The organism is Botrimarina colliarenosi, from assembly GCF_007859955.1.
Classification (GTDB): Bacteria; Planctomycetota; Planctomycetia; order Pirellulales; family Lacipirellulaceae; genus Botrimarina; species Botrimarina colliarenosi.
Genome location: NZ_SJPR01000001.1, coordinates 355,332 through 375,518, shown reverse-complemented (window position 1 = coordinate 375,518; position 20,187 = coordinate 355,332). Strand labels below are relative to the sequence as shown.

15 protein-coding genes are annotated in these 20,187 nt (G+C 65.5%); all 15 read left to right on the top strand.

All coding sequences use genetic code 11. The features are described from left to right. The first annotated feature begins 35 nt into the window (after positions 1–35). The 15 genes from flgA to Pla108_RS01445 all read left to right on the top strand — a co-directional run bounded on the left by flgA (position 36) and on the right by Pla108_RS01445 (position 20,126). A complete protein-coding gene (flgA, locus tag Pla108_RS01515) occupies positions 36–1,202 on the top strand; it encodes a flagellar basal body P-ring formation chaperone FlgA (protein ID WP_146441965.1) in 1,167 nt (388 codons plus the stop codon). Continuing rightward, positions 1,199–1,873 (top strand): flagellar basal body L-ring protein FlgH, encoded by a 675-nt coding sequence (locus Pla108_RS01510; RefSeq protein WP_146441962.1) that lies wholly within the window; start codon positions 1,199–1,201, stop codon positions 1,871–1,873. The genes flgA and Pla108_RS01510 overlap by 4 nt, the downstream gene beginning before the upstream one ends. 48 nt (positions 1,874–1,921) lie before the next feature. Next, positions 1,922–3,016 (top strand): flagellar basal body P-ring protein FlgI, encoded by a 1,095-nt coding sequence (locus Pla108_RS01505; RefSeq protein WP_146441959.1) that lies wholly within the window; start codon positions 1,922–1,924, stop codon positions 3,014–3,016. 38 nt (positions 3,017–3,054) lie between these two features. Beyond that, positions 3,055–3,456 (top strand): rod-binding protein, encoded by a 402-nt coding sequence (locus tag Pla108_RS01500; RefSeq protein ID WP_146441956.1) that lies wholly within the window; start codon positions 3,055–3,057, stop codon positions 3,454–3,456. Positions 3,457–3,502: 46 nt separating this feature from the next. Beyond that, entirely contained in the window at positions 3,503–4,039 is a 537-nt protein-coding gene (locus Pla108_RS01495; RefSeq protein ID WP_197526134.1) for a flagellar protein FlgN, read from the top strand. A gap of 104 nt (positions 4,040–4,143) precedes the next feature. Continuing rightward, entirely contained in the window at positions 4,144–5,874 is a 1,731-nt protein-coding gene (flgK, locus tag Pla108_RS01490; protein WP_146441948.1) for a flagellar hook-associated protein FlgK, read from the top strand. A 32-nt stretch (positions 5,875–5,906) separates the two neighbouring features. Continuing rightward, positions 5,907–8,870, top strand: a complete 2,964-nt coding sequence (locus Pla108_RS01485; protein ID WP_146441944.1) for a flagellin N-terminal helical domain-containing protein — start codon at positions 5,907–5,909, stop codon at positions 8,868–8,870. A gap of 140 nt (positions 8,871–9,010) precedes the next feature. Beyond that, positions 9,011–9,466, top strand: coding sequence for a flagellar assembly protein FliW (gene fliW / locus Pla108_RS01480; protein ID WP_146441940.1), 456 nt, complete (start codon positions 9,011–9,013; stop codon positions 9,464–9,466). Between the two features lie 224 nt (positions 9,467–9,690). Next, entirely contained in the window at positions 9,691–9,921 is a 231-nt protein-coding gene (gene csrA, locus Pla108_RS01475; RefSeq protein ID WP_146441937.1) for a carbon storage regulator CsrA, read from the top strand. Between the two features lie 598 nt (positions 9,922–10,519). After that, positions 10,520–13,771, top strand: coding sequence for a flagellin N-terminal helical domain-containing protein (locus Pla108_RS21175; RefSeq protein WP_146441932.1), 3,252 nt, complete (start codon positions 10,520–10,522; stop codon positions 13,769–13,771). Between the two features lie 286 nt (positions 13,772–14,057). Beyond that, positions 14,058–17,144, top strand: a complete 3,087-nt coding sequence (fliD, locus tag Pla108_RS01465; protein ID WP_146441929.1) for a flagellar filament capping protein FliD — start codon at positions 14,058–14,060, stop codon at positions 17,142–17,144. Positions 17,145–17,182: 38 nt separating this feature from the next. Then, positions 17,183–17,704, top strand: coding sequence for a flagellar export chaperone FliS (locus Pla108_RS01460; protein ID WP_197526133.1), 522 nt, complete (start codon positions 17,183–17,185; stop codon positions 17,702–17,704). 155 nt (positions 17,705–17,859) lie between these two features. Continuing rightward, complete coding sequence (locus Pla108_RS01455) at positions 17,860–18,726, top strand: menaquinone biosynthesis family protein (protein WP_146441923.1); 867 nt, start codon at positions 17,860–17,862, stop codon at positions 18,724–18,726. Then, positions 18,723–19,199 carry a DUF4279 domain-containing protein gene (locus Pla108_RS21570; protein ID WP_146441918.1) on the top strand — a complete coding sequence of 159 codons (477 nt, stop codon included), beginning with the start codon at positions 18,723–18,725 and terminating at the stop codon, positions 19,197–19,199. Before Pla108_RS01455 ends, Pla108_RS21570 begins: the two co-directional genes overlap by 4 nt. A gap of 387 nt (positions 19,200–19,586) precedes the next feature. After that, on the top strand, positions 19,587–20,126 hold the full coding sequence (locus tag Pla108_RS01445) for a DUF1579 domain-containing protein (protein ID WP_146441915.1): 540 nt from the start codon (positions 19,587–19,589) through the stop codon (positions 20,124–20,126). The last annotated feature ends 61 nt before the right edge of the window (positions 20,127–20,187 follow it).

Below are 20,187 nucleotides of genomic sequence, written 5' to 3'. Positions count from 1 at the left end.
TCGCTGACGCTTCTGGCTCTCCTCTGAATTAAAGCATGCGTTTCCTACTGTTACTGCTGACCTTCGCCACTGCGCCGCTCGTGGCCGTTGCGGCCGACATCACGCTGCTGGAGAACGCCGTTGGCGTCTCGGGCGCTTTGGTGCGGCTGGGTGACGTCGCCAAGGTCAGCGGCGCCGGCGCCGAGCGGCTCGCCGACGCGCCGCTGATGCCGAGCCCCGCTCCGGGGACCACGCAATACCTTTCGGCCGGAGCGGTCCGCGACCTGCTCGCCGCTCAGGGCGAGTCCGCCAGCGTCCACCGGCTGCGTGGCGCCTACCGCATCCAAATCACGACGCCGCTCGGCGGGTCCGCACGGGTCGACGCCGCCGGGTCCGCTTGGGACCGCCCGTCGCCCGTCGCGAGCCCCGCCGAATCGCTTGGCGGCGCCTTCCGTGTCCGCCGCTCGGCCGTCAGCGAGCCGGTCGGTGTCCGCAACGTGGCGGTCCGTCGTCTCTCGCCTCGTGACACCCGAGCGGTTGAAGAAGCCGTCGCCGCCGCCATTCAGACGACGCTCGACGCCGGCCGCGAAGCCGACCGGCCCCGGTTGCTTGTCCGTCGGGTCGAACTAACCGACACGGCGGTCCGTGAGCTCGCCGAGCACGCCGGCGCGGCGATCGAAGCGGTCGTAGATGGATCGCCCGTTGGCTCGACGCTGACGGCCCAGGTGGGTTTGGCCGACGACCCGAACCACGACCCCCACCGCGTCGTCGCCCACGTCGTCGAGCAGCCGCTGCGGTTGGTTGTCGTCACGCCGCTTTCGCGTGGCGCGCTCGTCACGAGCTCGTCGGTCCGGCTCGAGCCGGTGCCGCTGGAAGAGATCGACTCGCATCAATCGACGGGCTACACGACGCTCGAGGAAGGGCTCGGCAGAGAGGCCACGCGTCCGTTGCGGATCGGCGAGGCGCTGTCCGACGCCAATACGGCGCCCCCGTTGATGGTGCGTCGTAACGAGGAAGTCGAGGTTGTCAGCGGCGGCGGCGGCGTCTCGGTCAGCATGCGAGTCATCGCCACCCAAGAAGGCCGCATCGGCGATCTCATCTCGGTTCAGATGCTCGACCGCAACGAGCGTTTCCCCGCCCGCGTCGTCGGCCCGCGTCGGCTCGCTGTGCTGTCGGCAAGCCCGTCCGTCGCCAACCTCGTTCAGCCGGGAGGCCTGCAATGAAAACCGTCCTGACCCTACTGGCCTGCTTCGCTTGCGGAGCCGCCGCCCGTGGACAAGAGGGAAGCCTCGCCTACTCGGCTAACGTCCCCCCCCAGGGGCTCGCCGCGCCGACGCTCAACAACAGCTCGTTCATCTTTCAGTCGCTCTCGCCCGAAGCGATGCAGCGGCCGCTGGAGAAGGAAAGCATCATCACGGTGCTGGTCGACTATCGCTCGGTGATGCAGAGCGAGGGTTCGGGCGAGTCACGCCGCACCGGCAGCTACAACGCGATCCTCAGTAACTGGCTGAAGTTCGACGGCAAGAACATAAGCCGGGCTCCGCAGAACGGCGGCGACCCCCAGGTGTCGGGGACGCTCAACAGCCAGATGCGGGCCGAGTCGGACGTCGAGCAACGCGAGTCGCTCACCTTCCCGATCGCGGTCCGGGTCGTCGATATCCAGCCCAACGGCAACCTCGTCATTGAGGGGCGATCGGAGATCCACATCAACGAAGAGGTCTGGATGACCTACATCTCCGGCACGATCCCCCGCCAGGCGATCGGGCCCGACCTGGTGGTCCGCGACTCGGTGATCGCCGACAAGCGCATTCGCAAGTACGAGAAGGGCGCCGTCCGCGACGGCTACTCCCGCGGTTGGCTGTCGCAGTGGTACGGCAAGTACAAGCCTTGGTGATCCGCCGCCGACCCGATTGCTCCCCTCCGATTCACGCTGAACCTCACTATGAAACGCGTCTTATTCCTTCTCGCCGCCTTGCTCACGACGCTCGCCGTCTCCGACGCGGCGTTTGCGCAAGGCAAGACGAAGCTCGCCAACATCTGCCGTCTGAAGGGGCAAGAAGAGAACGTCCTCCGCGGCATCGGCTTGGTGGGCGGCCTCAACGGATCGGGCGAGGCGAACGACGCCGCCACAATGCGCGCCCTGAGCCGCGCCCTGGAGCTGATGGGCAACCCCGTGTCGTCGACCGGCCGCTTCGACCAGCAGGCGCAACAGGCGCTGCGGAACATCAAGAACGTCTCGCTGGTAATGGTGACCGCCACGGTCCCCGCCACCGGCGCCCGTAGCGGCGAACTGCTCGACTGCCGGGTTAGCGCCCTCAATGGCAAGAGCCTGCTCGGTGGCCAACTGATCTCGGCCGCCCTGCAGGGTCCCAACACCCAAGACCCGACGGTCTTCGGCCTTTGCGAAGGACCGCTGCAGGTGATCAACGAGGCCCAGCCGACCGTGGCCACGATCCACCACGGCTGCCAGATGTCGCGTGACGTTTACACGCCGTTCGTTTCGGAAGACGGCTGGGTGACGATCGTGCTCGACCCGCACCACGCCAGCTTCAGCGTCGCCGAGTCGATTGCGGCCAAGATCGGCAACCACTACGCCGAGTCGTTTTTGCAAGAGCAAGTCGAGTACGAAGAGATCCGCGATCGCTATGTCCGGCCGCTCGACGCTTCGAACATCCGCGTAAAGGTCCCCGCCAAGTACGAGTCGGACACGGTCGCGTTTGTCTCGGAACTGCTCGACGAAGACATCTACGAGGCGGAGCCCGAGGCGCGGGTCATCTGCAATACACGGACCGGCAGCGTCGTGATCAGCGGCGACGTCGAGATCGGCAGCGTCGTTTACAACCACCGCAATCTGATGGTCGACACCACCCAGACGAATAACTTCTTGGCGATCTCACCGGGCACGTCGACGCGGCCGAAGCTCGATCAACTGGTCGCCGCTCTGCAGAACCTCCGCGTGCCGACGGACGACGTCATCGATATTATCCGCGGCATCAACGACCTGGGCTTGCTCCACGCCAAGCTCATTGTCCGCTGATCACGCCCCGACCGTACACGCCCTCTCTCGCACCGATCATGACCAGCCCCGTTTCCCTCGCCTCGCTCACCGCCGCCTCGCCGGCCCGGGCGCCCGTGCAGCTCACGGCGGGCGCCAACCACCAGGGCGACGGAACGGTCGAGAAGGCCGAGGAGCTCAAAGAGGCGTTCACCCAGTTCGTTGGCGAGACGTTCTTCGGCCAGATGCTCAAGGCGATGCGGAGCAGTGTCGGCGAGCCGGCCTATTTCCACGGCGGCATGGCCGAGGAGCAATTCCAGTCGCAGCTCGACGCCCAGATGTCGCAAGAGATGGCGCAGTCGGGCGGTGGACAGTTCGCCGACGGGATGTTCCGCCAGCAGTTTCCCGACGAGGCGGCTTTGCTGGATGCGAGCCAGGAAACGTCTGGCCTGGCGGCCCTTAACGGTCTGCGGAGGCGGTGAAAACAACGTGGTCGATTCAATCAAGAAACCAGCGGCAGGCGATGCGATGACCGAAACGAGCGACTCCCCCCGCTTCGACACGACGACGTTTCCGACCACGCTCGACGGCTGGGAAGGGCCGCTCTCGCAACTGCTCGCGGACCTGTCCGCAACGCAGACCGAGCTGCTCGACGTCCTGGGGCGCAAGCGGGACTTGCTGGTGAGCGGCGACCGCGAAGGGCTCGCCGCCATCGGGCCGGAGGAGCAGCAGCTCTCGGTCCGTCTCGCCGAATGCCAGCAACGCCGGCAGGGCATGCTCGACGCGGCGGCCGAGCGCGGGCTGCCCAACAGCGACCTGCGGTCGCTCGCCGACGAACTGCCCGACGCGACGCGTAAAGTCCTACGCCCGAAGTTCCGGGAGGCCCAAAACCGGGCCCGCTTGTTGCAGCACCAGAGCCTCGCCAACTGGGTGATCGTGCAACGCACGCTGCTGCACCTCTCCCAAATGATTGAGATTGTCGCCACCGGCGGTCAGAAATCGCCGACCTACGAGAAGAGTGGCCCGAGCAAGGCGGGCGGCGTGCTCATGGACCGCGCTGTCTGACGTAAGACAGCCGTGGCGGCGCGCCGGTCCGGCAGGCGGCGCCGCTAGCAGGGAAGCAACGCTCCAGCGAGCCGGGCCAGGAAGGTCCACGCCTCTTAAAAACTATGTCCCTCTTCGGGTCGCTACAGACGGCGAGCAACACGCTTCAGGCCATGCAGATTGGCCTGCAAGTGGTGGGGAACAATATCGCCAATGCGAATACCGAAGGGTTCATTCGCGAGAAGGTCAACTACGTCCCCGCCCCGCCACAGCAGCTGGGCAACCTGACGATCGGCCTCGGGGTGCAGATTGATAGCATCACCCAGGTCATCGATGAGTTCCTTGGCGAACAGCTCCGCGGCGCGACGGGCGACTACGCCAGCGCCCAGGTCCAGGACGAGGCCTACAAGGGGATCGAGCGGCTCCTCGGCGAGCTCGGCGACAACGACCTCAGCACCGCGCTCACCGACTTCTTCGGAAGCATCGAGGACACCCTCAACTCGGTTAGCGGCGACGCGCTAAGTGTCCGCAACTTGGCGGTGCTCGAGGGGTCGCAGTTGACGTCCGAGATCCGCCGCATCGAAGATCGCGCCAAGGGGCTCCGCGACAACTACGACGCCCAGGTGCAGCAGTCGGTCGGCACCGTGAATCAACTGACCGAACAGATCGCCCAGCTCAACGTCCGCATCACCCAGGTCGAGGGCGGAAGCTCCAGCAAGAGCGACGCCGGGGCCCTCCGCGCGTCTCGGAATCAGGCGGTGAATCAGCTGACGGAACTGGTCTCGGCGACGGTTTCGGAGCAGCCGAGTGGCGGCCTGAGCATCTCGGTCGGCGGCGAGTTCCTGGTCTTCGAGGGTCAGCGCCGCGACGTCGCGTTCGAGACCGGCGACACGCAAGGCGAGTCGGCCGCGGAGCTCGTCTTTGTCGACACCGGCAAGGCGCTCAATCTCACCAGTGGCAAGCTGCAAGGCCTCGCCGCGGCCCGCGACGAGATCGTCGATGGTTTCCGTGAGGGTCTCGACGAATTTGCGGCGACGCTGATCCACGAGTTCAACCGCGCCTACTCGCAAGGGCAGGGGATTGAGGGCTTCAAGTCGCTCACGAGCGTCAACCGAGTCGATAGCCCGACCGACCCGATCGATGCGGCCGGCTTGGCGTTCGCGCCCGAGAACGGCCAGTTCAATATCACCGTCCTCACCGAGGGGGGCGCCGCAAAGACGGCGACCATCAAGGTGAATGTGCTCGGCGATGGCAGCCGCTCGACGACGACGCTTGCCGGCATCGCTTCGCAGATTAACTCGGTTGACGGCCTCAGCGCGTCGGTCGATTCCCTCGGCAGGCTCGCGATCAGCGGCCAGAGCGACGAGGTCCGTTTCACCTTCTCGAACGATTCGAGCGGGTTCCTGGCTTCGATCGGCCTCAACACGTTCTTTACCGGTAGCGGGTCGAGCGATATCGGCATCAACGGCGAACTCAACGGCATCCGCAACGCCAGCAAGCTGGCGCTGGCGCGGGCGTCGGCGACCGAGGACGCGCTGCCGAGCAGCAGCACCGAGAACGCCATCCTGTTGGCGGAGATGATCGATAAGCCGCTCGAATCGCTCGGCGGCGGTTCGATTATCGAGCGTTACGATCAGCTGGTGAACGAGCTGGCGCAGAACTCGACGGTCGCCGGTTCGGTGTCCGAGGGTCTGGGCATCTTCGAGGCGACGCTCGCCAACGAGTTCCAGGCGATCAGCGGCGTCAACATCGACGAAGAAGCAATCGACATGATCTCGCTGCAGCGGATCTACCAGGCGACCGCCCGCGTGATCGCGACCATTCAAGAGATGCTCGACACGCTCGTCAGGCTCTGAAGCATCCTCAAGGCTCTGAGAAACAAGCCACCGTGGGCACAATTCTACCGATTGCGACCAGCCGGGTGACCGACGCGATGATGCGCGGGCGCCTCACCGCGCAGATACAGAACGATCAACTCGACCTCGCCAAGCTCCAGAACCAGCTCAGCTCGGGCTACCGCATCTTTCTTCCGAGCGACGACCCCGCGGCCGCTCAGCGGGCGATGGCGCTGCAGCGGACCATCGAACGGAAGGACCAGTCGCTCACCAACCTGGCGGGCGCTAAGATCGCCCTGAGCTCGACGGACGTCGCCCTGTCGGACGTCAATAATTCGCTCAACGACCTCAAGGGCGCCGCCTTGGGGGTCATGGACACGATCGCCACCGACACCGAGCGGCAGGCCGTCATCGATCAGATCGACGAGCTCATCGCCAGCCTGACCCGCGTCGGCAACTCGACGCTGTCGACCAACTACTTGCTCGGGGGCTCCGAGCAGTCGTCGATTGCCTATCGGAAAGTCGATGGCTACATCGAGTACCTGGGCGACGAAGCGAGCCCTCAGACGTTCGTCGATATTTCTCAGCTCTTCGAAACCAACGTCTCGGGCGACGACGTCTTCGGCGGGCTTTCCGAGGCGGTTCGCGGCTCTTCGGACCTGAACGCCAGCCTGACGCCCGAGACGCAGCTTTCACAGCTAAACGGCGGCTTGGGGATCCGCGCCAGCGGAGCGGTCGAGATCCGATTCACGCCGGCGTCGCCGACCCAGCCGGTGACGACGGCGCTGATCGATCTCTCCAAGGCCAAGTCTATCGACGACGTCGCCCGCCTGATCGAGGCGGGCGCCCCCAACGGCGCCGACCTGACCGTCTCGCTCGACGGCGCCGCGCTGCGGATCGACGCGGCCGACGGGGGAATCACCATTCGTGAAGTCGGCAACGGCAAGACCGCCTACGAACTCGGCATCCTGAACCCGTCGACGCCGGCGGCGACGGTGAGCGGGACCGACCTCGACCCAATCCTCCGACCGACGACCCGGCTCGACGACCTCGTTGGGTCAAAAACCCGCGGTCGCATTGTCTCGGGAGGCCCCGACAACGACCTCGTTCTGACCGCGACCTCAAACGGCGCCAGCTTCAACGGCCTGACCGTCAACTATGTGGACGACGGCAGCGCGGGACTCGAGACCGCCGATTACGACCAGGGGTTGAACACCTTAACGGTCCACATCGCGAGTGGCGTCTCGAACGCCACCGACATCGCCGCAGCGATTACCGCTGAGGGGACGTTCGTCGCCGAGCCCGACTACCGCGACCAGACCTCGACCTCAAAGGTCGGATCGGGCAAAGTGATCGCCGGGACCGATCTTGGCGTCGACCTGACCGGCGGCGTTGACGGCCAGCTGGACATCGCTTCGGGGCTGATCGTCACCAACGGCGACGAGACCTACACCATCGACACGTCGGGAGCCGAGACGATCGAGGACCTCCTCGGCCTGCTCAACAACCCGCAGTACGGCCTTGCCGCAACGATCAACGCGTCGGGCGACGGCGTCGATGTCCGCACCCGCCGTAGCGGCGCCGCGTTCTCGATTGGCGAGAACGGCGGAACAACCGCCACTCAGCTCGGCCTGCGCACCTACACCGAGACGTCGCGTTTGGCGGACTTCAACCGCGATGTCGGCGTCATCGAGTTCGGCGCCAACGACAACGAGACCCGGTCGCAGAACCGTTTCGACATCAACGTCACGGAGGATGGCGTCACCCAGACGTACTCGATCGACCCGGTCGGTTTGCTGACGGTTCAAGACCTGATCGACCGCATCGCCGCGGACACCGGCGGCGCGGTCTCGGCGTCGCTGGCGGAGACCGGCAACGGACTGGTCCTCAACGTGACCGATCCCGACGCCCCCGCGTCGTTCGCGTCGGGTTCTTTCTCGCTGGGCGCCGATACGATTTCGATCGATGCGACGACCGCTGGCGTGTCGGGGAATTACCCCTTTACCGTTGAGGTGATCGACAGCGGCGGCACGGGGCCGCTGCAAACGACGGTCTCAGGCAACTCGATCGTCGTCGATCTACAGGGCGTCGCGGCCGGGACCGACGCGATCGCCGCAAGCATCGCGGGGCAGCTCTCCGGCTTTACCGTCACGTCCAGCGGAACGGACAGCATCGCGGCGGCCGTTGGCCCCGTTGCCGCGGCAACAACCGGCGGCGCGCCGGCGAGCGACCTCGCGGCCCCTGCGGTCGGGCAGTTCACGCTGCTCGGCGACACGATCCGTCTCGAAGCGACCGAGGTCGGGGGCGCCGGCAATCAGGCCCTCTCCGTAGAAGTGATCGACAGCGGCGGCACGGGCCCGCTGCTGACGTCGTACGACCCCGACACGGGCGTTGTTTCGGTCGATCTCCAGGGCGTCGACACCACAACCGACGCCATCGCCCAGAGCATCCAGGACACACTGACCGGCTTTACGGTCACCTCGAACGGTACGGCCGCGGTCGCGACGACCGACGTCGTAGGTCTGCCACCCTCGTTCGACGCCACCACGTCGGGCGGCCAGGCGGCCGACTCGATCACCCTCTCGGGCGACGTGGCCGAACGGCTCGGCTTCCTGCCCGACGGGGAAGACTCGGTGACGGTGGTGGGTGGCAGCGTGGCGTCCACGGACCGCAACACGCTGGAGGTCGACAGCGTCTTCACAACGCTGATCCGCATGCGTGAGGCGCTCCAGGCTGCCGATCCGGTGGCGCTGGGAAGCGAGATCAACCGCCTTGATGAGGACCTCGATCGGGTCACCTTCGGCCGCTCCGAGGTCGGCGTCCGACTCAAGAACCTCGATTCAATCGAGCAGCGGCTGGTGGACGAGAGCATCTCGCTCCAAGACGCGCTGTCGACAGAGATCGACGCCGACTTTGTGAAGGTGATCTCAGATTTCACCGCAAAGCAGTACGCCCTCCAGGCTTCGCTGCAGACGGCCGGCGCGCTGGTCAATCTGACGATTCTCGATTACATCTGACACCGGCGTGCCGGCCGGCGACGGCGTTGTCGGCACAACCGGCCAGATTGGCTCATCGTGAATCGTCCGCGGAGCCGATGCCTTCTGTGTAAGTCTCAAGCCGCTCCGTGTGAGGGGCGACGTGCGCCAGGAGGGCGACGATGCAGATCAACACAACGCGGTTCGGAGCGGTCGAGATTCAAGCGACCGACGTCCTCGAATTCCCCTTGGGCCTGATCGGGCTCGAGGCCTGGAGGAAGTGGGTCGTCCTCGCCGACGGCCAGAATCCCGGATTGGGGTGGCTGCAATCGACCGAACGGGCGGACCTCGCCCTGGCGGTCGTGAGCCCTCGCCGGTACGTCGCCGACTACAAGGTGCGGCTCTCGTCGCGCGACCTCTCCCCGCTCGAGGCGCCCGGGGGCGTTTCGCCGCAGGTCGTGGTCGCCCTGAGTTGCCACGGCGGCGGTCCTCAGGGGCCGGGCGCCCTGTCGCTCAACCTCAAGGCGCCGATCCTAGTGTGCCTGGAGACAGGCCGCGGCCGTCAAGTCGTGGCCAAGGACGACCATCCGGTGCAGCACTGGCTGGGTGGCCCGGCCGAGCTGCGCCGGTCGGCTTGAACGGTTCTGCCGGTTGATCGGTGGGCGAGGCTATCGCCGACCCCGCCGCTAGCGGGGCGAACGACATAATCGGCTCTCCGCGAGCGTCTTTCGAGTCACCGGAGAGGACAGCCGATAGCACCTAACGAAGTCAGATATCAGCGGCCCGCCCTTGGGGGAGGCCGTTCTTACCAGCCCGACACCCCCGCGTCGCCATCGCGCTCGCCTCAACCCGGGTCACGCCCATGTTGGTACTGTCACGCCAACGCGACGAGAGCATTATCATCGGCGACAACGTGGTGATCACGGTGGTCGACGTGCGCGGCGATAAGGTGCGGCTTGGGATCGACGCTCCGGTCGAGATCCCTGTGCACCGCCGCGAGGTCTACGAAGCGATTCAGCGAGAGAATCGTCGCGCTAGCGAGATCAGCGCCGAGCAGGCCCGCCAGGCCGGCGGCGACCGCACCGAGGGCTGATCGGCCGCTCGCCTTTTCCGCAATGGGCGTGGCCCCCTTTGAGGGCCCTTCTTTCATACAGCCCCGCGGCCCTTTGCGTTCTCTGTCGTGGCTCTCGCCACGTGAGCCCCTCCGGACCGACCCGATTTGCCGGCTCGCTGTCTCGGTGTCCGTAGCGGATCGGACCCTACGTCAGGGCCCAAGGCAAGTCACTTGGCGGGCCCTTTGAGCTTGATGGTCGCTTAGAGATGACGGTTTGTAACGGCTGCGCCGGTTATTCGGGACAGCACCGGCAAGCGTTGTTGGGAAACGTGGCTTCCCACTCAGGCGCGCCCCGCTGGCAGACGATACGTTCGCCTAGGCCCAAAGACCGACCGTCGGCTTTGTGGTCATGGAACAAGACACAGGATCGCTCGCTAAGGCATGTGAGTGTGTGTTGGGCGCGTGGACGCATGCCCCAAGGCTCACGACCCGCCGTCACGAGAGTCCGCACCAAGGACGCCACAACGCGACGGCGATCGGAGCCGAGGGGTTCCATCCCGCCAAAACGCCAGCGCCGCACCCACCACGGGGCGGGCGGCGTTCTACCGAACCCGATGACCAATAAGGGGTACGTTCGATGACACGCATTAACACCAACGTCAGTTCGCTAATCGGCAGGAACAACCTGCAGAAGGCGAACAGCAGCCTGTCGCAGTCGCTGACGCGTCTGTCGACCGGTCTGCGAATCAACACCGGCAAGGACGATCCGGCCGGTTTGATCGCGAGCGAGAACCTTCGCAGCGACATCACGTCGATCAAGAAGGCGATCACCAACACCGACCGCGCGAACCAAGTGATCGCGACGGCGGACTCGGCTCTCGGACAGGTCAGCTCGCTGCTGAACGACATCCGCGGCCTCGTCACCGAGTCGGCCAACGCCGGCGCCCTGTCGGACGAGCAGATCGCGGCCAACCAGCTGCAGGTTGACTCGTCGCTCGAGGCCCTCAACCGCATCGCCCAGACGACGACCTTCCAGGGCCGCCGCCTGCTCGACGGTTCGCTCGACTTCCTGACGTCGGCCGGCAGCGAGTTCGGCAAGCTGTCGAACCTGAAGATCGACCAAGCGAACCTCGGCTCAACCGGAGAGGTGAGCGTCGATATCGCTGTCGCTTCCGCCGCGAAGAAGGCCTCGGTCGAGGTTGGCGGCATTGAGTTGGGCGTTCCGGGCGTCAATTCGACCGGCACCATCTCGTTCCAAGACACCGCCGTCGCCGCGACCGGCACCGCCCAGTTCGAAGTCGAGACCTCCGCGGCAGTCGCCGGAACCGGCACCGCCAACGTCCAGGTCGAGACCGCCGACTCGATCCAAGGCATCGCCGACCTCAACATCACTGGTCAGGCGACCGGCACGCTGACCTTCGGCGTGACGGGCAGCGAAGCGCTCACCATCACCGCGTTGGAAGGCGGCGCCGCCGGCGGTGACGCGAGCATCACGGTCACTTTTGTTGATGCGGCTACGTCGCCAGGCGCAGTTAACTCTGCTGTCTACAACGGCACGGACACCATCACGGTCACTGCTGACTTCGCGTCTGGCACGTTGACCTCACAAGAAGTGGCGACTGCCATCGCTGGGATCAGCGCTGGCGCCGACTTTGCCGTGAGTGGCGGAAGCGCTACGAACCTCGTAGCTGGTGACGCCACCGGTCCCTACACGAACGTCGCCACTGGCGGCGGACTGCAGGGGATCGAACTCACCGCGATCACCGACACCGACGCCGACGGCGCCGAGTTCTCGACCGGTAACGGACCGCTCGTCACCGTGACGTTGGGCGTCGCCGATCCGAGCTCTTCGGCTGACTACAACGCGACGACGAACACGCTCGCGGTCCGGCTGACCCAGGCGGCCGGTACGGCAACCTTGGCCGACGTCGCCGCAGCGATCAGTGCCGGTGGTGAGTTCACGGTCGATACCTCGGGCGTGACCAATACGGCATCGACGATTGGTAGTACGGCCGCCGGCGCCGCGGCATTCTCCGCGTTCGCCACGGACGGTGTTGACCCCACGTTCGACACCGAGACCTTCGATATCACGTCAGTCGCCGGTGGCAATCAGGACTTCAACCTGCAGATCCTCAGCGCCGCTTCGGCGTCGATCGTTGACGCTGACGCCACCGACGGCGTCGTCGCCAGCATTACGGGCGACGCGACCACCGGCTACACGGTGACGGTCGCCAACGACGCCAATACGAACCTCGCTGCCTTGGCGCAGTTCGTTGAGGATCAGATCGCCGAGGCCGCCTCGGTCAGCTACTCGGGTAGCGGTTCGGACGTCTACAACCCGACTAAGAGTGGCGACGCCCTGCCGACGCCGCTCAACGTGACCGGTTCCTTCGCTGCGGTGACGCAGACGCGATCGCTGGAGATCTCGGTGGACCCCGCCACCTTCGGGGCCAACCCGAACCTGTCGTTCTCGTTCGTCAACGGCCCAATCGCCGACGCCGGCGCCACCAAGGCGTTGGCTGTTGAAACCGCGGATGGCTACCAGGTAACGATCGACGACGACGGCGACTCCGGCGCCATCACGTTCCAGGACATCGCTGATGCTCTGGAAACCGTCACGGGGATCACGGTGACGGGCACCGTCGGCGACCTTGCCGCAACCTACAACCCGTCGGGCGTCAGCGAAGTCGACGCCTCGACCGGTGACGTGGCCCTGACCAACGGCTTCGTTGACGGCGCCGACGTGATCACGATCACGGCCGACACCGCTGACGCGGAGTTCGACGGGACCGTCACGTTCGCCACGTCGTCGTCGGTGACGGCTGGCAGCATCGGCGTCACGATTGACTCCGATAACAACATCACGGTCACGGTTGACGACACGTCGACGTATAACATCGCCGACATCGCCACCGCGATCACCAACAAGTCGGGCTACACCGCGAGTGTGACCACCGCCGAAGGGTCGGGCACGTTCTCAGCGGCCAACCTCTCCGACGACACCACGCCGACGGTCGAAGACCTCGCTGGTGGCCAGGCGAAGACCGGTGGTCTGCTGAAGGACGCGGTCATCCAGCTGGCGGGTTCGGCAGGCTCGGAGGTGTTCAACCTCAAGGCCGGCACCGACATCGACACGCTCGTCCAGCAGATCAACCTCATCAGCGACGCCACGGGCGTCGCGGCCGAGGTGGCTCCGGACGGCACGACGCTCCAGATCAACTCGACCGGCTACGGCAGCTCGGCGTTCGTTGACCTCCAGGTCAGCCAAGAGGACGCCGGGACGTTCACCGCTGCGGTTGGATCGGGATCGCGTGCGGCAGGGACCGACGTGGTCGCGACGGTGAACGGCATCGCCGCCACCGGCGACGGCAACAGCCTGTCGATCAACACCGCGACGCTTGACTTGTCGACTTCGGTCGAGGCTGATTTCGTTGGGACGTCGTCGTTCACCATCACCGGTGGCGGCGCCTTGTTCCAACTCGGCCCGGACGTCGTGTCGAACCAGCAGGCCCGCCTGGGTATCAGCAGCGTGAACACCGCCGCCCTCGGCGGGGTGAGCGGCAAGCTGTACCAGCTCGGTTCGGGTGGAACGGCCGACTTGGCGAACGACCCGACGACGGCCGCTCGGATCGTCAACGAGGCGATCGACCAGGTCACGTCGCTCCGCGGCCGATTGGGCGCCTTCCAGCGGACGTCGCTGGAGACGAACAAGAACGCCCTGAACGACACGCTCTCGAACCTCACCGAGGCCGAGAGCTCGATCCGCGACGCCGACTTCGCCGAGGAAACCGCGAACCTCACCCGTTCGCAGATTCTCGTCCAGTCCGGCACGCGAGTTCTCGCGATCGCCAACCAGAACCCGCAGAACGTGCTCGGGTTGCTCGGTTAAGCGAAAGCGGAACGCTAGCAGCGTCATAACGAGCCGGTCCGGCCCCCGCGTGGGGTCGGGCCGGCTTTTTTCGTCTTGATGGGGAGTTGAGCGGGACGTGGCAGGTGTAGGGCGGCGCCCCTCGGCGCCAGCGTCGCGAGCCGCGCTACGGAAAGCTCCCCCCTCCGCTCAGCAATCTCAAGCCGGAGAGTCTCCGCAACCGATACCCGTTACGGGGCAGTCCGCGCCGTGAGAGCTAGTCTTGTCGGCAGCTGCCTAGTCCGAATCCACCTCCCCACGGCTAACGATGTCGCGAATTTCGTCGACTGGCATCACGACCTCGTCGGGGCTGATTACCGGGATCCCGATCGAGGAGACCGTCAATCAGCTCTTGTCGATCGCTGCGCGGCCGCGGGCGACGCTGCAGAACCGAACCGATAGTCTCAAGGCCGAGCAGACGGCCGTCGACCAGTTGTCGTCGCTGGTGCTGGGCCTGCGTTTCTCGCTATCGGGGCTCGACCGCAATCAGACCTTCGCCTCGCGTTCGGTCAAGTCGGCCGACCCCGCGGCGGTGACGGTCGCCGTCCAAACGGGGGCGACGCCCGCGGCCGGCTCGTATCAGCTCACACCGCTCCGCGCCGCCACCTCGCACCAAGTTGTTAGTGGATCGATCGGCGATCTCTCGGACGCGCTGGGCTCCGGTGACCTTGAGCTCCGCTTCGGCGGGCGCGTGAACAAGGGCGTCTCGCTCACGGACATCAACGGCGGCGCCGGCTTCGCCGCCGGCAAGATCAAGATCACCGACCGCGCCGGCGACACCGCCACGATCGACCTCCGCGCCGCAACGACAATCGACGAGGTCCTCAACGAGATCAATTCAAGCGACGAAATCGACGTCACCGCGTCGATCGACGGCGATCAGATCGTGCTCACCGACAACACGGGCGAGGCGGGCGTCTTCCGTGTCCGTGAGGTCGGGGGCGGGACGACGGCCGAGAGCCTGGGCCTCGCCGGCCTGACAGGTTCGACCGACACGCTGACCGGTGGCGACATCTTCGGGATCACGGGCAGCACGAAGCTGGCGTCGCTCAACGACGGCCTCGGCGTAGCCGTCAACGAGTTGAAAGACATCGATGACCTCTTCCTCACGCTCGCCGACGGCACGACGGCCGGCTTCGACCTGTCGGACGCCCGGACCGTTGGCGACGTGCTCACCCTGATCAACGACAACGAGGACCTCGACGGCAGGGTCACCGTCTCGATCGACCCCGACGGCAATCGGCTGCGTATCACCGACAACACGACCGGCAGCGAGACCTTCACGGTCGAGGGGTCGGCCGCGGACGACCTCGGGCTCGACAAGGCCTCCACCGGCGGCGTCGTCACGGGTGACCGCCTGATCGCGGGGTTGGGCGGCGTGCTACTAGCGAGCCTCAACGGCGGCCAGGGGATCGAAGCGGGCTCCATCGAGCTGACCAACCGCGACGGCGCCACCGCGACGGTTGATCTTTCAGCGGCCGAGACCCTCGACGACGTGATCGGTGCGATCAACGCCGCGGGGATCGACATCACGGCGCGCGTCAACAACGCCGGCACGGGGCTGCTCCTCACCGACGCCAGCGGCGGGGCCGGTTCGCTGATTGTCGCCGAGTCGAGCGGCGGCTCCACCGCCGCGAGCCTCGGCCTCCTCGCGGAAGAAGGTTCCAACACTTTCGATTCCGGCGCGCTTAACCGTCGCACCGTCGGCCTGCAAACCAAGCTCAGCACGTTCCGGGGCGGCGAGGGAATCGCCCGCGGACAAATCCGCCTTACCGACTCGGCCGGCAAGGGCTCGACAATCGACCTGCGGTTCAGCGGCGTTGATAACCCGACGTTGGGTGACGTCATTGCCAAGATTAACGCCTCGGCGGTCGAGGTAACGGCCAGCCTCAACGAGGCGGGGGATGGCCTCTTGCTGACCGACACCGCCGGCGGCGAGGGGAAACTCTCGGTCACCGAAGTCGCCGGCGGGGCGACTGCCGCGCAATTGCGGATCCTCGGCGAGTCGAGCGTCACCAACGGCGACAACCAGCAGACGATCGACGGCACCTCGCGGTTCTCGGTCAACCTCAGCGAAATCACCGAGGCGGCGGGCGAAACGCCCCTCACGGCCCTCAACGGCGGCTCAGGCGTCGACCACGGACTCGTCACCATCACCAACTCGCAAGGCGCCGGCAAAACCGTCGATTTGCGGTCGGCGGTGACCGTGCAGGACGTGATCGACAAAATCAACGACGCGGACGCCGGCGTCACCGCCGCGCTCAACAGCGCCGGCACGGGCATCGAGCTGACCGACACCGCGGGCGGAACCGGGAAGCTCAAAGTCGTCGACCTCACGGGGTCGGCCGCCGAGGACCTCAAGATCGCCGGCGAGTCGTCAAAGACGAACGGTACGGGGCAGCAGACCATCAGCGGCGCCGGTTTGATCGGCAGCGGCGAGCCGCTCGAGCTGCTCGCGAAGCGGATCAACGACTTCGACGCGGGATTCGAGGCCTCGGTCGTCTTCGATGGCGCCGGCTATCGCCTGGCGATCTCGTCGTCGTCGACGGGGGCGGCCAACGAGATCGTCGTCTCCGCCGGATCGACGTCGCTGTCGTTCACCGAAACGAGCCGCGCCGCGGACGCGGTCGCCGTCTTCGGCCAAGGCGCCCTGGGAGGCGTCTCGGTCACCAGCAGCAACGGCAAGTTCAATGACGTCATCGACGGCGTCAACATCACGGTCAACCAAGCGAACGGCGACCCAGTCAAGATCGACGTCGCCCAGAACGACGACCCGCTCCGCACGTCGATCAACGGCTTCGTGGCGGCCTACAACTCGGTGCGGACCAACCTCGACACCGTGACCGACTACGACGCCGACACCCTGACGACCGGCATCCTGTTCGGACGGAACGAGGCGGTTCGTGTCGACTCCGACCTCTCGCGGTTGGCGTCGGGTCGCTTCACAACGGGGTCGCGATACACGTCGCTCGAGTCGATCGGCATCAGCCTCGACGCAGAAGGCAAGCTCGCCGTGAACTCCACGAAGCTGAACGCCGCGCTCGCCGAAGACCACGGAGCCGTCGAGCGACTGTTCCGAGACGAGGACACCGGAGTCGTCGCGCGTTTCACCGACGCGACCGATCGGTTGGCGGGCGACGAGAGCTCCTTGCTGTCGGCGCGGTCAATCTCGCTCACCAATACGATCGATTCGAACGAGACCCGTATCGAGTTCTTCACCGCGAGCCTCGAACAACAGCGTGACCGTCTCTTGCTCAGCTTTTACAAGTTGGAAGAAACGGTTTCTCTGCTGCAGTCGAACCTCGACACGGTCAGCTCGATCCAGCCGATCACGATCGCGAATTCATCCAATTAATCCGCCCCAGTTCCTCCCTGCCCGCCGCACGCGTCATGATGACCGATAAGAACCGCGAGTACCTGGAAGCTCGCATCCAGACCGCCAGCTCGGCGCAGCTCCACCTGATGCTGCTGGACGGCGCCATGCGTTTCGGCCGCGAGGCCGAGAAGGGCGTCCTGCGTGGCGACGACCTGGCTTATCAGGCGACGCTGCTGCGGACCATGGATATCGTTGAAGAGCTGCTGGCCGGGGTCCGTCACAGCACCGACGACCTGAACGAGAAGCTGGCCCAGCTCTACACGTTCGTCTACGCCCGGCTCACCAGCGTCTACGTGAACGGCGACAAGAAGATGATGGTCGAGGCGCTGCAGATCCTCGAGTTCCAGCGGGACACGTGGCGGCAGGCCGTCGAGAAGCTGGCGACCGAGGCCAAGATCGAGATGGCCGCCGAGAAAGCCCCGTCCGCACCGAAGGTCCCGGCGCCGAAGCCCCACCTGGGCGCCGCCCCCGCCCATCACTCGGCGACGGGGCAGTCGGCGTCGGGGCTCCCGGCGTCCGGGCTCTCGATCGAGGCCTGACGGGGGGAGGGGCTAGAGGTTCGTGGCGAGAGGCTAGAAACTAGAGCGGTCCGGCCGGCCCGGTGAAGCCGGGCGGCCAGCGACGGTTTCCTGAGAATGTGGCGTCCCACCCGACGCGGCAGCGACTCGCCTCTAGCACCCAACCTCTCCGCTCTATGTCGGTTACTAAGCAGCTCATCCGGGTCGGCCATTCACCCGACCCCGACGACGCCTTCATGTTCTACGCCCTGGCGAAGGACCTCCTTCCGACCGGCGACTACCAATTCACCCACGAATTGGTAGACATCGAAACACTCAACCAGCGGGCGTTTTCGGGCGAGCTCGAGCTGACGGCCGTCAGCATCCACGCCTACGCGTTCCTGCAGGACAAGTACCTGCTGTGCAACAGCGGCGCGAGCATGGGCGACGGCTATGGGCCGATGGTGGTCGCCCCCGAGAAGTACTCTATCGAGGACCTCAAGGGGAAGCGGATCGCAATCCCCGGCAAGCTCACCTCGGCGACGCTCGCCCTGCGGCTGTTCTTGGGCCAGGACTTCGACCACGTCCTCGTGCCGTTCGACCAGATCATCCCGGCGGTCGTCGCCGGCGAGTTCGAGGGTCAGCCGGTCGACGCCGGCCTGCTGATCCACGAAGGCCAGCTCACCTACGGCGATCAAAACCTCCAGTTGATCGTTGACCTGGGCGTTTGGTGGGGCGCAGAGACCGGCGGCCTGCCGCTGCCGCTCGGCGCCAACGCGATCCGCAAGAACCTCGGCACGGAAACAATCCGCGAGGTCGAGAAGCTGCTGACGCAGTCGATCGAGTACGGCCTCGACCACCGCCAACCGGCGCTCGACTACGCCCTGCAATACGGCCGCGACCTCGACAACGCCAAGGCGGACAAGTTCGTTGGCATGTACGTCAACGACTGGACCCGCGACTTCGGCGACAAGGGCCGCGAGTCGGTGCGGCTGTTCCTCGAGCGTGGCTACAAGGCGGGCGTGCTGCCGGAGTTGGTGACGCCGGAGTTTGTGGGGAGATGAGCGCTGTCCCGCCAAGCCAACCGGGGCGCTCACGCTGTGTTCGAGGATTGAATGACTATGAGTACTGTTTCTCGCTACATGTGGAGGGTGGCAGATTTCCTCGAGAGGCAGTGACGAGCCTGGTGGGCATCGAACCCAGGTCGTCACACAGCCGCGGTGAGCGTCGTGTCAATCGGAGGGGTGAAGTGCGAGAAGGTGTGTGGCCGAGCCACTATTGGTCGGCGCCGATGCCAACAGTCCAAGACGCGTCGCTATCCGAATCAGTCCAAGCACTAGTTTCGCGGCTTAAGGCAAACTCGGATCCGTTTGCGAAGCTCTCCATGGAAGGAGCCCGGATTAGCTTGTTTGTTGGAATCTTCTCGAACCGACTCTGCGACGATGAGTTCCCCGCCACATTACTTGCTGAGCTTGGCCAATTGGGAATTGCGCTGCGGCTTGATTACTACGGCAACGAGAGCGTCACCCCTAGTTGAGGATCTGACGCCGCAAGGTCCGTAGTCCGTAGGTGCGATTCCGCTACGCTGCAACGCACCTAACACCCTACCGTCCTCACCCCACCACCAAATGCGACGACGACTGCGTCGGCGACCTCATCCGGCGGAGTCCACTGAGAGCCTGAAGGTGGCGTCTCCGACGCCGATCACGTTCTCCATTCCCTAGCGGTATGGTGCGCGTAATCGGCGTCGGAGACGCCTCCTACAAGGAAAGAACGTACGGCGCAAACTAAACTGGCCCGAACAAGTACGGACGGCAATCGCCTCGTTGTGAAATCTTGGCGAAGGCTCTTGCAATCGGTTCGGAGTTCCGGAAAACTGACGGGTGTACGGAAGTTCATTCGCCGTTTCTCGGGAGCATTTGTCATGCGAGCTACCTTGGCCATCGTCTTTTCTCTTCTGATCGCCCCGCTCGCATTGGCGCAGATGCCGCCTGAGCCGACCGCCTTCCACAGAGATATGGCTCGCGAAGTGGGGGTCTGGGACGCCAAGGTCACGGTCTGGACGGCCCCTGACGCCGAGCCGGAGCACTCGACGGGGGTTGAGACCATCACGGCGATGGGACCGCTGTGGACGGTCGGCAAGTTCCAGGGCGACTTTGCCGGGATGCCGTTCGAGGGACGCTCGCAGATGGGCTACGACCCGGCGGAGAAGCAATACATCGGGACTTGGATCGACTCGGTGAGCCCCTACTTGATGACGATGCAGGGCTCCTACGACCCGTCGACCCACCAGCTGACGATGGAATCCAACTGCCGCTGCTGGCAGACGAATGAGCCGCAGAAGGGTCGGATGGTGACGACCTATCTCGACGAGAACTCCAAAGTCTTCGAGACGTTCGGCCCTGATGACGAGGGGAACGAGTTCCGCTCGATGCGGATCGAGTACACCCGCCGCGGCGAGTGAGGCGAGGGCCTGACAGCGGGCGGGACGGTATGCGATCCTGCAAGGATCACTTACCTGTCTC